This window comes from Anabaena sp. WA102, assembly GCF_001277295.1.
Classification (GTDB): domain Bacteria; phylum Cyanobacteriota; class Cyanobacteriia; order Cyanobacteriales; family Nostocaceae; genus Dolichospermum; species Dolichospermum heterosporum.
Map to the genome: position 1 here is coordinate 5,188,228 of NZ_CP011456.1, position 15,428 is coordinate 5,203,655.

Here is a 15,428-nt window from a genome sequence, read left to right on the forward strand (position 1 = left end):
AACATGACAGCAGTAGGCATTGAAGTTAATGATTTAAACTTCTTTTGGCCTAATGGGGAGCAAGTGATCAAATCTTGCTCTCTTCAAGTACCTAAAGGTGAGTTTTGGATGCTTCTGGGGACAAATGGCAGTGGTAAATCTACGCTTCTGAGATTAATAGCGGGTTTATTAGCTCCTCAATCTGGGGAAGTTAATATCTCACCTGCTGTTGGTTTTGTATTCCAAAATCCTGATCATCAATTGGTAATGCCAACGGTTGGTGCTGATGTGGCTTTTGGGTTGGTGGCGGAAAAGTTACAACCGGCGATGGTGAAGGCTAGGGTTAAGGAAGCTTTGGGGGCGGTAAATTTATTGTCTCTACAGCGACGACCTATTTACGCGCTTTCTGGTGGACAAAAACAACGGGTGGCTATTGCTGGAGCGATCGCTCGTCATTGTGATGTTTTATTATTAGATGAACCTACTGCTTTACTAGATCCAGATAGTCAACTCGATTTAGTAGCTAGTGTCCGTAATCTCGTTAAAAGTCGTGGCATTACGGCATTATGGGTAACTCATCGCTTAGAAGAGTTAAATTACTGTGATGGTGCTTTTTTATTGGAAAAGGGTTGTTTAGTTGATTCCGGTGAAGCGGAACGTCTCAAACAGCGCTTAATTCAAGTACATCAATAGGTAGGAGTTCGGAGTTCGGAGTTCGGAGTTCGGAGTCAGGAGTTCGGAGTTCGGAGTCAGGAGGCAGGAGTTAGGAGTCAGGATGAAGAAGGAATAAAAATCCTAATTTTGAGCAATACAATCAAGAGGGCGGGGAAACCCCGCCTGAAATTATTACATTTAATTAATTATGAATGAAGCTTTATTTAGTGTTGAAAATCTCCGTGTAGCTTATCCTCAACGTGGTGAAGAGGTGGCAAGCTGGGCGGTTGATGATGTATCTTTTATTATTCAACCTGGAGAGAAAATGGGATTGGTGGGAGAGTCTGGTTGTGGAAAATCCACCATCGGACGGGCAATTATGCGATTATTGCCTAATTCCAGTCGTACAGAAGGATTGGTGAAATTTCAGGGACAATCTGTATTGGATTTGACACCATTGCAAATGCAAAAGTTTCGTGGTGAAGCAGTGGCTTTGATTTTTCAAGATCCCATGACTCGCCTTGACCCGTTGATGACAATTGGCAATCATTGTATTGAAACTTTACAAGCTCATGCACCGGAGTTATCCAAACAGCAAGCGAAAGAAAAGGCTTTAGCGACTTTGGAAAAGGTGAAAATTCCTGCTAGTCGTTGGAGTCAATATCCCCATGAGTTTAGTGGGGGAATGCGTCAACGGGTAGCTATTGCTTTGGCTTTGCTGTTGAGTCCTAAGTTAATTGTGGCGGATGAACCAACTACAAGTTTAGATGTGACTGTTTCTGCTCAAATTCTCCAAGAATTAACGCGATTGTGTGGGGAAGAAAACATGGGATTATTATTGATTTCCCATGATTTAGCAATGGTGGGGGAATATTGCGATCGCATCGGAGTTATGTATCAAGGTAAAATGGTGGAAATGGGGAAAACGGCAACTGTATTTGCAAATCCCCAACATGAATATACTCAATCTTTATTAAAAGCAGCTTTATATATTCAAGCGGTAGAAGGTAATGGGGAATTGGTAATTGGTAATGGGAAAGAAAGTCAATCACCCATTTTAAAAATTACAGAACTCAAGCAACATTACACCATAGAACCGAATTTTATTGAACGGATATTTAAAGGAGAAGGACAAACAATTAAAGCCGTAGATGGAATTAATTTAGAATTGTATGCTGGGGAAATTTTAGGCTTAGTGGGAGAATCTGGTTGTGGAAAAAGTACACTTTCGAGAACCATCTTACAATTGATTAGTCCCACATCGGGAAAAGTCGAATTTTTAGGACAAGAATTAACCAGTTTGTCCCGTCAAGAAATCCGTTCTTCCCGAAGACAAATCCAAATGATCTTTCAAGATCCTCATGCTTGTTTAAATCCAGCCATGACGGTAGGACAAAGTATAGCAGATCCTTTATTAATTCATAATTTAGCTAATACCCAAAAAGCCAAAGAACAGGTTTTATGGATGTTGGAAAAAGTGGGATTAACCCCAGCAGAATTATATTATCACCGTTATCCCGCCGATTTATCTGGAGGACAACAACAACGGGTAGCCATAGCTAGAGCTTTAATTACTCGTCCCAAACTGATAATATGTGATGAACCAGTGAGTATGTTAGATGCCAGCGTGCAAACACAAGTTCTTGATTTGATGTTAGAACTCAAAGCAGAATTTGATTTAACCTATTTGTTTATTACCCATGATTTGTGGTTAGCAAGATTTTTGTGCGATCGCATCGCCGTCATGAATGGTGGTAAAATAGTAGAACTAGGACAGACTAAACAAATCTTTGCCCACCCCCAACATCCCTACACCCAAACCCTCCTCGCTGCTGCACCTCTCCTCGCAAAAGCTTAGTGTCAAGGAGTCAGGAGTCAGGAGTCAGGAGAAAGAAAGAGGAAAGAAAGAGGAAAGAAGCAATAAAATTACCAATTACCAATCACCAATTACCCATTACCCATTACCCATTACCAAAGTAATTAATGTCTAAAAATCCACCCGCTAATTCTTATAAAAATAAAACCTATTCCACAGACAAATGGCAAGAGAGAATAGCACAAATAGCATATCGCTTTAATCGTCAATATCAAAATCAGAAATTTGAATTACCCGACGAAGTTCAAGAAATGCCAATATATAAAGAATGGAAAAATGGTAGATTAAGTGAAAGAATAGTTTCACCATTTTGGGAAATTGCTCAACCTCAAAAAAACGAACATTGTTTAGATATTGGTTGTGGTGTCAGCTTTTTAATCTATCCTTGGAGAGATTGGCAAGCATTCTTTTATGGGCAAGAAATTAGTAATATCGCAAGAGATGGTCTGAACTCTCGTGGTTCACAATTAAATTCAAAATTATTCAAAGGTGTAGAACTAGGACCATCCCACCATTTAAATTATCCTGAAGATCAATTTGATTTAATAATTGCCACAGGCTTTAGTTGTTATTTTCCCCTAGAATATTGGCAAGCCGTTTTAGTCGAAGTCAAACGAGTATTAAAACCAGGGGGACACTTTGTATTTGATATTCTTAATTCAGAACAGCCTTTAGCAGAAGATTGGGCTGTGTTAGAAACTTATTTGGGTGCAGAGGTGTTTCTCGAAACTGCTACAGAGTGGGAAAAAACCATAAAAGCTGGAGGTGCTAAAATAGCTAAAAGACAATTAGGAGAATTATTCGAGTTGTACAAAGTCCGGTTTTAAGATAAAATTATCGAATAAATGGCCTCTTAACGCTGTATTATTTGGAAAGATTTTATCAAGAATTTTGCCCAAATAGCCGCAATGATGATCCGCCATGCCCTAGAATCTGATTTACCCGCCATTGTCGCCATTTACAACGCTGCTGTTCCTAGCCGCATGGCTACTGCTGATTTAGTACCTGTGTCTGTGGAAAGTCGTTTGGCTTGGTTTCAAGGACGAGTCCCCTCAAAGTTCCCCCTGTGGGTAATGGAAACGGAGGGTGTAATTGCTGGATGGTTGAGTTTTCAATCATTCTACGGTAGACCAGCTTACTATGCCACAGCGGAAATTAGTATTTATATTTCCCCAGATTTTCAAGGACGTGGTTTAGGAAAACAACTTTTAGAAAAAGCCATTCAGGAAAGTCCTAACTTAGGTTTAAAGACTTTAGTGAGTTTTATTTTCGCGCACAATCAACCCAGTTTAAAGTTATTTGCTTGGTTTGGTTTTCAAGCTTGGGGAAATTTACCGAAAATTGCTGATTTAGACGGAGTGGAACGGGATTTAATGATTTTGGGTTTGCGGGTGATGTAGGCATGAATTATGCTCAATTTGTTGATAATCATTAGGTGTATCAATATCAATTGCCCCCAAAGGAAAGGGAATACTAAAAACTTCATTATGGTGGTTTCTAATTAATTTCTTTGCGCCTATATCTTCACTTAAATTTGCTAATTCTGAAAAAAAACTCTGATTAAATAAAACGGGTACACCTAATGTATTTGCATATTCACAAGCAATAATAGGTTTCTTTGTATTATGGTATTTTGAGACTAAATTATTGATAATTTCAGCCGAAAGAAACGGCTGGTCACAAACAGTAATAACTACTGCATTTATATTTTTATAATCAGTGATAATTGATGAAATTCCTCGACGAATTGAAGAACTCATTCCTAAATGCCAATCTGGATTTTCAACTATTTTAATATCAGATTCGCTAATTTGAGAACGGATATTTTCTGCATTTGCTCCCAATACTACTACTATAGGTTTGCACACCGAAGCAACTGCATTTTCAATTGTATGCCTTAGTAAGCTACTTCCTTGATAGGGTAAGAGTTGTTTCGGTCTACCCATGCGAGTTGATGCCCCTGCGGCTAAAATAATTATAGCAATATTTGATTTAGTCATTGTTCAATTTTAATTTCTTGCATCTGATTTCGAGAGTAAATTGGTTCATTGCGATCTTTTAAAAAACCACCATTACGACTTTTAAGTATAGCTTGAATTTCTGTAATTATAGATAATGCTATTGTTTCTGGTGTATCTGCACCAATATCTAAACCCACAGGAGTATATAACTTTTGTAATAGTTCTGGTGTTTGTTCTATTCCTTCAGTTAGTAAATCATTTAATAATCTTGCAGTTCGCTGTTTTGATCCTAAACAACCTAAATATTTCAAATTAGATGGTATTAGCAATTTCAAAATTTCTAAATCATCAAAATAATTATGATTCATGACCACAGCAATAGTATTTTCTTTGATAGATATATGTTGATGAACAATTTCCCGATGAGTTAGAATCACGTTATTAGCCATCATAAAACGTTCTTTGGTTGCTTCAATAGCCCGACAATCAATAATAGTAACTTGCCAACCTAAAGCTTTAGCAAACTCTGCAACTGGTACAGCATCACGACCTGCACCAAAAATAATTAGGTGTGGGGGAGGCTGAATGAATTCAATAAAAACATTAACTTCACCTGATAAAAGTTGATATTTATGAAAACTTGAATATTGATTTTTTAATGCCGATTTAACATCTTTAATTAAGGATTGAGTTAAACTAGATTCAGCAATGTTAGTATTTATATTCCCGTCAGAATTGAGAATTAATCGCGCTCCTAACTGGACATTAATATTACCCTCAACACTAAAAATAGTGGCAATAATTCCTGGTTTTTGATTGTTAAAACATTGATGAATAAAAGTTAATGGATTAAGTGAATCATCTTGATAAAGACACTCAATCAAAACATCTACCACACCATTACAACCCAAACCAAATCCCCAAATAATATCTTCATCAGCATTGGTGTCATAAGTAACCAGTTTTGGCTGACCATCTGTGATTAAGCGAGTATGTTGAAATACATCATTTTCCAGACAACCACCACTGATAGTTCCCACCATTTTACCTGTTGACGTGATCAACATTCGCGCTCCCGGTTGACGATAGCTAGAACCTTGAACATTGACAACAGTTGCGAGAAAAACTGGTTCACTATTGTCTTGACTGTCTAAAAATGCTGTAATAATAGAATTTATCTCTTTCATATTTTTGCAGTATCCTCATTTGGGAACCTGGTTTAATAAATTACGTCAACCACCCATCACTTCCCTTCGGGTAAGTGAGGGCTTGTAAAAGCCTAGTTGACCTTCGTAATCACCTCATCCTCAAAACCACAAATCAAACAAAAATCCGGCGTTGCTGAATCGAGGTATGAAATTTCCAAATTGAACCTTTAAAAATCTTACCTTTGCGTCTTTGCGCCTTTGCGTGAGACTAAAATTCATACCCTTAATCAGCAACGCCAAAAATCCTAAAGCTCTCTCTGCGACTCTGCGCCTCTGCGTGAGAAAAAAAGAAATTGATTCCCACACAGAGGCAAAACACACAGCTAAATCAACTTATCCGGCGTAATTGGTAACTCACGAATCCGTTTACCCGTAGCATGATAAACAGCATTAGCGATCGCTGGTGAAACACCCGTAATGCCAATTTCACCCACACCACGCACCCCAGCAGAATTAAAATTCAGATCAGGTTCACCCACAAAAGAAACTTCAATGCGGGGAATATCTGCATGAGTTGGGTAATGATAGGTAGCCAAATCATAAACCACCGGATAACCGATATTCGGATCAAACTGGCAATCCTCCATTAAAGCGTGACCAATCCCCATAATTACAGCCCCCCGCACTTGAGAAGCGGCAGTTTTAGCATTCATCACCTTGCCAATATTCATCACAGACACCCACCGCGTCACCTGTAAGCGGCCGATTTCTTCATCTAGGCTGATTTCGCAAAAATGTGCGCCCCAGGACTGGAAAGCCCATTTTTTACCTTCCTCACCTGGTGCAGAAGAACCCGTCGCTTCAAAAGCAGCCCGTTGGGACTGACGCAGACTTGTAAACGCCTCTTGGGCAGTTTTCGCTTGGGCAGTTTTCAGCACTTCCTCACAGGCCGTCATCACTGCTGGTATAAGACTTGCCGTCATTTGCGAACCACCAGCCATACCACCGTTAGGGAATAAAGAATCACCCAATTCCACCCGCACCTTTTCCACTGGTAGCCTTAAAGCATTGGCCGCCGTACTGGCAACAATGGTATAAGCACCCGTACCCATATCATTACCACTGGTGAGAACATGAACAGTACCATCTGCTAATAACCTGACTTTTACCGAAGCTGAACTTCTTAAACCGGGAAAAGTGGAAGCAGCCATACCCCAACCGATGAGTTTACCGTCGCGGGTTAGGGAACGGGGTTTTTGAGTTCGATTTTCCCAACCAAATTGTTTTGCACCCACCTGTAAGCATTCCGCAAAATGTTTTGCAGAGAAAGGTAAACCCCGGCTTTGATGTTCTTTTGTTTCGTTCTTTAACCGTAATTCTACGGGGTCTATGCCCAATTCCCAGGCTAATTCATCCATTGCGGACTCTAAAGCATACAAACCGGGATTTTCTCCAGGCGCTCGCATAAAGGTAGGTGTACCAATATTCATGACTCCCATTTGTTGCAAAGTTCGCAGATTCGGAGTAGCATACATTGCCGGGGTAATACCTGTACAGGGTTCAGCAAAAACATCTACAGGGGAAGTATAAGATTTTGCTGTATGTTCAATTCCCTGCAAACTACCATCAGTTTTAGCAGCTAAACTAATAGTTTGCTCAGTTTGCGAACGGTGTCCCGCATTTGCTGTCATTTGTCGCCGACTGAGAACCACTTTCACCGGACGCTGAAGTTTTCGCGCTGCTGCTGCACAGAGAATAGCGTGTGGCCAGGGAAAGGCTTTAGAACCAAATCCTCCGCCTAAAAATGGCGTAATAATTCTTACCTGTTCTGGAGCAAGTCCAAATAATTCTGAATATGTGCGTTGGCTACCCCCTACCCACTGAGTCGGTTCATAGACTGTCAGGGAGTTGGAATTTTGCCACTGGGCGATAATGGCATGAGGTTCCATGGGTGCGTGGAGTTCCGTCGCTGTTTTGTAGGTAGCGGTAATTTTCGCTGCTGCACCTGCCATTGCATCCGTTGAATTACCAGTAGCAAAACTACCCTTGGCAAATTTCAAGTCTTCCCCAAACATGGAGGGAGCATTTTTTAAGGTAACTTTTTGGGGATCTAAAATTGGTTTTTGGCTAGTATATTCAACTTTAACTAAATGTGCTGCTGCCTTTGCTTGTTCAAAGGTTTCTGCTACTACTAAACCGATAATTTGCCCGGCATAATGAATTGTGTCATCTGCTAAAGGTAGTCGCGCTTCGTAAATTTTAGAATTGACAAAATTATTGCTAGGCTTAGAAATTTTGGGGGCATTTTTATGGGTGAAAATGGCAATTACACCGGGATATTTTGCTGCTGTTTGGGTGTTGACACTTTTTATTTTTCCACTGGCAATACTAGCAGTTATTAAATAACCATGAACTAAATTTGGTATTTGATGTTCGGCGGCATAGGTGGCTGTACCTGTTACTTTTGCCTGTCCATCTTTACGGTTAATATTGGTTGTAGTTATTTTATTCATGCTATACCTCCTCCTTGAGCCGAAACCGTGAGAGCGCGACGAATTGCCCGTTTTGTTAGTTCAATTTTATAACCGTTATGAGCTAAAGGTTTTGCTCCCTGTAAAGCGATATTTGCCGCTTGGGTAAATGTGGAAATATCTGCTGGTTTACCAATTAAAAACTTTTCTGCCTCTACTGCTTGCCAAGGTTTATGGGCAACTCCACCCATTGCTAAACGAGCATCTTTGATTTTTTCCCCAGCAATTTCTAAAGCAGCCGCTACAGATATTAAAGCAAAAGAATAGGAAGTGCGATCGCGCAGTTTTAAATAAACTCCTGATTTCGCAAAAGCTAAAGGTGGTAAAATCACAGAAGTAATTAATTCTCCTGGCTGTAAATTACTATCTTTTTCTGGTGTATTTCCTGGCAAGCGATGGAAATCTCCAAAGGGAATTTGTCTTTTACCTTGAGGTCCTTCGACTTCTACCACCGCATCTAAAGCCGCCAATGCCACACACATATCAGAAGGATGAACTGCGACACATTGATCACTTGCAGCGAGTATTGCGTGCATTCGATTTATCCCCGTTGCTGCTGGGCATCCAGTTCCTGGCTCACGTTTATTACAAGCAAAAGCAGTATCGTAATAATAAGGGCAACGAGTTTTTTGTAAGAGATTACCACCGACTGTGGCCATATTGCGAATTTGTTGAGATGCACCAGACAGAATTGCCCTAGTTAACATCGGGTAATCACGGCGAATATCAGTATGATCAGCTACAGCCGTATTTGTCACCAACGCCCCTAACCGCAGACTACCATTAGCCATTTTTTCGATCTTCTGCATCTGTAGGCGGGAGATGTCAATTAGTTGTGATGGCTCGTCCACAAAGGCTTTGAGACGATCAACTAAATTTGTACCGCCACCAATAAACATAGCATTTTGGTCAGCAACGGCTCGGTTGACGGCATCTTTTACCGTGGTAGCGCGAATATAAGTAAAGTTATTCATTATACTGGCACTCCCTGGGATTCACTGGTAATGATATTCGCCATTGGCGAAGGAGGTTTTTGGCCAATTGCTTGTTGAACTGCGGCGACAATTCCGTTATAAGCACTGCACCGACAAAGATTCCCACTTAATCGTTCTTTAATTTCCGCTGTCGAGAGTTGAGCTAATTGGGGAGGAGCTTGTAAATCGGAGGTGACTGCACTAGCACAACCGCGTTTAACTTCCTCCAGTAGTGCCACAGAAGCGCAAATTTGCCCTGGTGTACAGTAACCACACTGAAAGCCATCGTTGTCAATAAAGGCTATTTGCATGGGGTGGAGACTATCACCGCTGGCTAGTCCTTCAATGGTGACAATTTTTTTGCCTTCCTGCATGACTGCCAAAGAAAGACAAGAATATACTCGTTCACCATCAATCAGCACAGTACACGCGCCGCACTGTCCATGATCACAGCCTTTTTTACTACCAACTAATCCTAAACGTTCCCGCAGGGCATCCAGGAGAGTCACACGCGGCTCAATACTGAGGGGGCGTTGCTCACCATTAACATTGAGTGTTATATTCATCTCGCCGTTGCCTCCTAGAGTAGTTTCTTTGGCTGCACTTTCTTGATTCAGCAATGCAGGAACAGTAATAGCCGCCCCGGCTGCGGTGAATGCTTGTCCGAGAAACCCACGTCGGGATGTTTTCCCTGGTTTCTGGTTAGATTGTTCCATAATTGGGAATTGATAACAATATTACTGATGATATAGCAGGAGTCATGATGTAGGAACGCAGAGTCAAAAGAGATCGCACTCAAGGGGGAAATTTTACGTTTATGGAATGAATTAATACTGTCACTTCCACAAACATCCTCTAAAAGGTAGAGAATCTCAAAATCTAAACAGTTCCACCCATACCTTCGATAAATGTATCAATAAATAACTGGATTTTTTCGGAAACGCGCTCAATAGTTTTTTTCCGTTCTAAAATTTTGGGCTTAAAATTTAGTGAACTGACTATTTCTTGTTCTCTTGGTAAACGGTTAGCAAAGGCATAGTTATTTATTAGCTTTGATAACTCTTCATGTTCAATATTTTCGGTGGTACAAAGTTCGGTAAAGGCTTTTGCTTTTTCGGTTATCCAGTATTCTTCAAAGGCATTCATCACATTTTCATCGGGCTGGAGTTGCGACAGATTATTGGCGATGAATACTTCAATTAAGGCGCGTTTGTTGCGTAATTGGACTTCACCTGCCATAATATCAAGGATTTCTTTTTGGAGTTTTTGAGTTGCGGCTGGATCTGTTTTGCTCATCCTTCTCAACAAATCGAGAATATACGCCACATTAATCTCATCTCGATGAATTAAACTCAGTTCAAAGTCTACATCATCAAGAATCGAAGTTCTTTCGCTGGTGCGTTCTCTTTTTACTTTTTCATGGATATCGAGATATTTACTTTTATAGTCTTCAAAGTTTTGCGCTTCCAGACTTAGATCGGTTTCTTCAAAGTCAGCGAAGGTAGTCAGAACATTTTTAAGGCGGAGTAGTTCCCGAAATTTAGTAACGAAGGTTAATTGGGCTTCTTCATCGGGTAAGGTATCTACACTTTTGATCGTCGGAGTGATGGCTAATAGCTCGCTGGCGGCTTGGTTGAATTGGGTTACATAGTCCTCATAAGGCTGGACTATTACTGTGTCTTGAGCATCCTTATTTGAGAATAGGGCGATCGCTTCATCAGTGGCTTTTTTAAGATTCCGAAAACAAACAATATTGCCCTGAGATTTTTTATCGTTGAGAATCCGATTAGTGCGAGAAAAGGCTTGAATCAGTCCGTGAAACTGGAGATTTTTATCAACATATAGGGTATTTAATCTAGGACTATCAAACCCTGTTAAGAACATATTCACCACCAGCAGAATGTCAATTTCGCCGTTTTTCACACGCTGGGAAATATCCTGTCATTTAGTTGTTTAATCAGGTTCTTGGTATTAGTGGTACTGTCTACGCTACCTTTGGCAAATTCATTAAATTCTTTGGCAGTTTGGTAATCTAGGTCTTTACGGTCAACTACAAATACAACTTTATAAGTAATAAAATCATTATTGATAATATCCATGACATTAATAAATTTTACGCCTTTTCCATATTGTTCTTTGGTGGCGTTAATTCCGTTTTTAAATAATAATAATTCCTCCAACTTTTTGACTTCCCATTCCCCTTTAAACTCTTTAAATCTCAACTTAGGCACACTCATATCTATTCTCCACCCCAAACTGTAATAAAGCTCAAGTTCTAATAAAAATTCTTGGAAATTATTAATTAAACTACCAAATTTAGATTGTAACACCTGCGATATCCGCCCAGAAATGAATTTCAGGGCTAATAACCAAAGTAAACTAAAGTTTACTAAAAAATTTTCAGGTTATTTAGTCATCTTTAGATGACTTTTGCTATGAGACTGGGAATTCATTCCCAGACGGGTTAAAGGTTTTACGTTAAGTTCACACCAATGAAACCCCTACATAAATCAAATCAGATTGCTATAGTTGTCTACATCAACATTAGAACCTTTCAATATACCAATTAGCGAACTGCTTGCAGCAGCGCTTCGCTATCGCGTAATTGGCAAAATTTCATCATTGCTAGTTTCTGGTAACAATTCTCTCTGTTTAACTAATAAATCATGGGTGGCTCGTTTTCTTTGCTCCTCCAACAAGATTTTTTCCACAGCTTTCTGTACTAATAGCTGCATATCAGGCATTTCCAAAAGTTGTTTACCCAACTCATCAGGTAACTCAATTTTAACTTGCATAAAATCCTCCCTTAAAACGGCGGTTTAATCCCTAATTCCGCACAGAATAATTTAATTTTAGCATCCGTGACTTGACTTTGTTCCTCAATGGCTTGGAGTTGACCAGAAATAGCATCTAAATCAATCGCGTCCTCAGCTTCAAAAGTATCAACATAACGGGGAATATTTAAGTTGTAATCATTGTTTTTAATCTCCTCAATAGTCGCCACATAGCTATATTTATCCTCATGATTGCGAGCCTGATAAGTTGCGACAATCTTCTGAATATGCTCAGGACGGAGAATATTTTGCGTCTTTACCTTATCAAAATGCTGACTCCCATCAATAAACAAAATATCGTCAGGACTTCTTCGACATTTCTTCAACACTAAAACGCAAGTGGGAATACTCGTACCATAAAAAATATTTGCAGGTAAACCAATCACCGCATCCAAATAATTCATCTGCTCAATCACATATTGGCGAATATGTCCCTCCGCAGCGCCCCGAAATAACACCCCATGAGGCAATACCGCGTAAATCATCGGCTATCTTCCAAAGTTGCTGCTGTAGCTGACGACGTTGCTCTTCTGACATAGGTGATAAATTTAGTTGTTCAGTTTAGTTTTTATACTAAAAACGGTTGAGACATGGACTTTTGTAAAATCACGAAAACCGCAGATTTGTAGGGGTTTAGCACTGCTAAACCCCTACCCATAAAATCAAGTAATTAAGCCGTGTTGAGTATAAGTTATGAGGTATTCAAAGGGTTAAGTTCCTTTTGAGACCACGATAATGTTACCACTACAAACAATCTAATTGAGATTTTTGTGAGCGATCGCTCATTTACCTGTCAAAATAAATTTGATTGACATAAAAGTCTTTTCGTTAGGGTTAGGAGTCAAGTTACAGTAATCATCACACCTGCACTTTCATTCCCTAATCTATCCACAGCACAGACTGCATAAGTTCCCGGTGGAACTGTCGCAAAGGTAGTACCAGCGGATAAAATGCGTTGAATTATCCAATTATTGTTATTTTGCGAATATAGAGTCCAAGAACGCACAGGTTGATTACCTCCTGCTTCCCAATTTAATTTTCCATCCATAAACTTGAGGTTTTTGGGAGGTGGTGGCGTGATGGAACTTTGCCATGACATAGTGGGAACTAAGGCAGGTGTGGGATAATCGGTTTTAAATTGGTCAGCAATGCCTTGACGATTTTCTTGAATGCCAGTCATGCTGAAAAAGATATTACCCAAGGATAAATTACCTGCTAAATTCCGAGAAATCTGAATCTGCTTGGCAATTTCGCTGTTTTTCCATTCCTTCCCATCTAATTGTCCGAGATTGTTACCTGCATAGACATGACGCTGTTTGGTATTAATTTCTGTCCACCATTTCAGCAAAGTTTGATAACCTTGTTTAGTTTGGTCAGTCCGCCAGTAAAGTTGAGGAGCAATATAATCTATCCAGCCTTGCTGTAACCATTTTTTAGAATCTGCATAGAGAACATTATAGGCATCTAACCCGACAATTCCCGCAGGTTCTCCAGAACGATAAATACCAAAAGGACTAATTCCAAATTTCACATGAGGTTTGGTGGCTTTGATTCCTTGGGAAAGTCGCAATACCATTTGATTGACGTTTTCCCGTCGCCAATCTTCTAAACTCAGTTTACCGCCACTGGCTTTATAAGCTCCGTAGGTTTTATCATCGGGAAAAGGTTTACCAGATATGGGGTAGGGGTAAAAATAATCATCTAAATGAATCGCATCTAAATCATAACGGCGGACAACATCAATAATGACGTTGTATGCTCTGTCTTGAACGATTTTTGCACCGGGGTCCATCCATAGTTGACTACCCCATTGATAAACAACTTCGGGATTTGTCACGGCAATGTGGGGACGAACGTTAGGAACTTGACTGTTAGCTCTAGCGCGGTAAGGGTTAAACCAGGCGTGTAATTCAATATTGCGTTGATGACATTGGGCGATCGCAAATTCCAAAGGATCATAAAATGGACTTGGTGCTTTTCCCTGGGTTCCCGTAATCCAAGCACTCCAAGGTTCTAACTCAGAAGCATATACAGCATCACCTTCCGGTCTGACTTGCAAAACTAAAGCGTTGAAATTCAAAGCTTGTAACTGTTTAATAATCGCCACCAATTCCGCTTTTTGCTGTTCCACAGACAGTCCTGGCTTAGAAGGCCAATCACTATTCCACACAGTCGCAACCCAAGCACCTCGAAATTCTCGCCGATGATTTACTTTAACAGTATTGGAGGTTGTCGGTTTAGGTATGGTTGGGGGAACAACAATATAATCAGAAGGAATTTTTTCCGCTTTTCCCAAATACACTAAAGCCTGATAAACCATCACTGCCACATCTGCACGAGTAGCGGCTGTTTTATAATTTAGTATTTTGACGTTGGGATAATTCACCACCCAACCAGCACGGGTCGCCAAACCTATTTGATTAATTCCATAGTAAGGAATTAAAGATCCATCTTGATAAATTTCTGCCAGTTTACTCACTAAATCCAGGTCAACTTGACCAGCAATTCCCAAACCATTGACCATTGCGACTAAAGCATCACCCTTAGCAATACTTTCATCTACCCCAAACAGCTTGTTCGGATAACCTGTTAAAAATCCACTTTCATAAACTTTCTTAATCGCATTTATCGCCCAATGTGTATCAGGAACATCTCCAAAAGGGATATATGCACGTTTAACTGGTTGGGAAAAAACTGAAGCGATAATGGCAGCAAATTCAGCGCGAGTTACAGGGTTATTGGGGCGACAAGTTCCATCAGGATAACCGCTGATAATTCGCCGTGCTGCTAAAGCTTCTATAAATGGTCGGGACCAATGATTTTGAATATCGGAGAATGTTATGGGAGTAGATACCATATTTAAGGAGATAGTTACATCTTCTGTTAATCTAGCAATTTTTAAGTCATAGCTGCTAATTTTCTAGCAATGCAGTCAGACAGATAAGTTTTTTAAATCTCTCTTTTGCAAAAAAATCACATTTCTATGTTTATTGAGAATATGCTCGGTTAATTCTCAAGATTATTGAGAATAGAATCAATGAGCTAACGATTTTACTAGGGTATTGACATCTGGAAATTTTATGTTATTGTCAAGATATATAATTTGCAAGTTTCTATATCTAAAAATTAACCTTCCTTCCGCAACGCTAATTTTTACAGTGCGTCATTCTTAAATTGGTTGCAATTAAATTAATCGCCTTTTTGAAATTTTAAAATATACGTAGGTGGGTTGGCAAAAGAATACATTAAATCAGCCTCGATTAATATAGATCCCCGACTTCTTAAAGAAGTCGGGGATCTGTTTGTATTTAAGTTAATAGGCAAAAGTGACAAAATTGCAGCAATTATGTCCCTTTTTTTGGCTATTTTTAGTCCGTAATTGTCTGTTTTTTAGTGATATTTTCAACCTAAAAGGGCAAATTTACGGATATTTGTGCGGAAAATGCTGTTATAATCAAGCTATTGAAAGTG

The 15,428-nt window shown here is 39.7% G+C and carries 14 protein-coding genes; 4 read left to right on the forward strand and 10 right to left on the reverse strand.

Annotated elements, in window-relative coordinates:
• Positions 1 to 3: 3 nt before the first annotated feature.
• The 4 genes from AA650_RS22815 to AA650_RS22830 all read left to right on the forward strand — a co-directional run bounded on the left by AA650_RS22815 (position 4) and on the right by AA650_RS22830 (position 3,909).
• The gene (locus tag AA650_RS22815) at positions 4 to 672 is read left to right on the forward strand and encodes an ABC transporter ATP-binding protein (RefSeq protein ID WP_053540784.1); all 669 of its coding nucleotides are present in this window, start codon (positions 4 to 6) and stop codon (positions 670 to 672) included.
• Between the two features lie 169 nt (positions 673 to 841).
• The gene (locus AA650_RS22820) at positions 842 to 2,491 is read left to right on the forward strand and encodes a dipeptide ABC transporter ATP-binding protein (protein ID WP_053540785.1); all 1,650 of its coding nucleotides are present in this window, start codon (positions 842 to 844) and stop codon (positions 2,489 to 2,491) included.
• A 125-nt stretch (positions 2,492 to 2,616) separates the two neighbouring features.
• Positions 2,617 to 3,336, forward strand: coding sequence for a class I SAM-dependent methyltransferase (locus AA650_RS22825; RefSeq protein ID WP_053540786.1), 720 nt, complete (start codon positions 2,617 to 2,619; stop codon positions 3,334 to 3,336).
• Between the two features lie 81 nt (positions 3,337 to 3,417).
• Entirely contained in the window at positions 3,418 to 3,909 is a 492-nt protein-coding gene (locus AA650_RS22830) for a GNAT family N-acetyltransferase (RefSeq protein ID WP_053540787.1), read from the forward strand.
• Here the strand turns inward: AA650_RS22830 and AA650_RS22835 are convergent.
• The 10 genes from AA650_RS22835 to AA650_RS22880 form a co-directional block, all read right to left on the reverse strand.
• Entirely contained in the window at positions 3,880 to 4,509 is a 630-nt protein-coding gene (locus AA650_RS22835; protein WP_053540788.1) for a nucleotidyltransferase family protein, read from the reverse strand. The two genes, AA650_RS22830 and AA650_RS22835, sit on opposite strands and share 30 nt — an antisense overlap.
• Entirely contained in the window at positions 4,506 to 5,657 is a 1,152-nt protein-coding gene (locus AA650_RS22840; protein WP_053540789.1) for an XdhC family protein, read from the reverse strand. The genes AA650_RS22835 and AA650_RS22840 overlap by 4 nt, the downstream gene beginning before the upstream one ends.
• Positions 5,658 to 6,001: 344 nt before the next feature.
• Positions 6,002 to 8,131: a xanthine dehydrogenase family protein molybdopterin-binding subunit gene (locus AA650_RS22845; RefSeq protein ID WP_053540790.1), complete on the reverse strand. Its 2,130-nt coding sequence runs from the start codon at positions 8,129 to 8,131 to the stop codon at positions 6,002 to 6,004.
• Positions 8,128 to 9,123: an FAD binding domain-containing protein gene (locus AA650_RS22850; RefSeq protein WP_053540791.1), complete on the reverse strand. Its 996-nt coding sequence runs from the start codon at positions 9,121 to 9,123 to the stop codon at positions 8,128 to 8,130. Before AA650_RS22850 ends, AA650_RS22845 begins: the two co-directional genes overlap by 4 nt.
• Positions 9,123 to 9,839: a 2Fe-2S iron-sulfur cluster-binding protein gene (locus AA650_RS22855; protein WP_053540792.1), complete on the reverse strand. Its 717-nt coding sequence runs from the start codon at positions 9,837 to 9,839 to the stop codon at positions 9,123 to 9,125. Before AA650_RS22855 ends, AA650_RS22850 begins: the two co-directional genes overlap by 1 nt.
• Positions 9,840 to 10,002: 163 nt before the next feature.
• A complete protein-coding gene (locus AA650_RS22860; RefSeq protein ID WP_199924326.1) occupies positions 10,003 to 11,046 on the reverse strand; it encodes a type I restriction endonuclease subunit R, EcoR124 family in 1,044 nt (347 codons plus the stop codon).
• The gene (locus AA650_RS28370) at positions 11,043 to 11,453 is read right to left on the reverse strand and encodes a DEAD/DEAH box helicase family protein (protein WP_053540794.1); all 411 of its coding nucleotides are present in this window, start codon (positions 11,451 to 11,453) and stop codon (positions 11,043 to 11,045) included. Before AA650_RS28370 ends, AA650_RS22860 begins: the two co-directional genes overlap by 4 nt.
• Before the next feature lie 264 nt (positions 11,454 to 11,717).
• The gene (locus AA650_RS22870) at positions 11,718 to 11,918 is read right to left on the reverse strand and encodes a hypothetical protein (protein ID WP_053540795.1); all 201 of its coding nucleotides are present in this window, start codon (positions 11,916 to 11,918) and stop codon (positions 11,718 to 11,720) included.
• An 11-nt stretch (positions 11,919 to 11,929) separates the two neighbouring features.
• Positions 11,930 to 12,442, reverse strand: a complete 513-nt coding sequence (locus AA650_RS22875) for an N-6 DNA methylase (RefSeq protein WP_053540796.1) — start codon at positions 12,440 to 12,442, stop codon at positions 11,930 to 11,932.
• A gap of 356 nt (positions 12,443 to 12,798) precedes the next feature.
• Entirely contained in the window at positions 12,799 to 14,814 is a 2,016-nt protein-coding gene (locus AA650_RS22880; protein WP_053540797.1) for a glycoside hydrolase family 10 protein, read from the reverse strand.
• Between the last annotated feature and the right edge of the window lie 614 nt (positions 14,815 to 15,428).

Coding starts and splice junctions, on each gene's coding strand:
- AA650_RS22840 (WP_053540789.1), bottom strand. CDS start 5,657: ATGAAAGAGATAAATTCTATTATTACAGCATTTTTAGACAGTCAAGAC.
- AA650_RS22845 (WP_053540790.1), bottom strand. CDS start 8,131: ATGAATAAAATAACTACAACCAATATTAACCGTAAAGATGGACAGGCA.
- AA650_RS22875 (WP_053540796.1), bottom strand. CDS start 12,442: ATGATTTACGCGGTATTGCCTCATGGGGTGTTATTTCGGGGCGCTGCG.
- AA650_RS22870 (WP_053540795.1), bottom strand. CDS start 11,918: ATGCAAGTTAAAATTGAGTTACCTGATGAGTTGGGTAAACAACTTTTG.
- AA650_RS22835 (WP_053540788.1), bottom strand. CDS start 4,509: ATGACTAAATCAAATATTGCTATAATTATTTTAGCCGCAGGGGCATCA.
- AA650_RS22830 (WP_053540787.1), top strand. CDS start 3,418: ATGATGATCCGCCATGCCCTAGAATCTGATTTACCCGCCATTGTCGCC.
- AA650_RS22850 (WP_053540791.1), bottom strand. CDS start 9,123: ATGAATAACTTTACTTATATTCGCGCTACCACGGTAAAAGATGCCGTC.
- AA650_RS22825 (WP_053540786.1), top strand. CDS start 2,617: ATGTCTAAAAATCCACCCGCTAATTCTTATAAAAATAAAACCTATTCC.
- AA650_RS22815 (WP_053540784.1), top strand. CDS start 4: ATGACAGCAGTAGGCATTGAAGTTAATGATTTAAACTTCTTTTGGCCT.
- AA650_RS22880 (WP_053540797.1), bottom strand. CDS start 14,814: ATGGTATCTACTCCCATAACATTCTCCGATATTCAAAATCATTGGTCC.
- AA650_RS22820 (WP_053540785.1), top strand. CDS start 842: ATGAATGAAGCTTTATTTAGTGTTGAAAATCTCCGTGTAGCTTATCCT.
- AA650_RS22855 (WP_053540792.1), bottom strand. CDS start 9,839: ATGGAACAATCTAACCAGAAACCAGGGAAAACATCCCGACGTGGGTTT.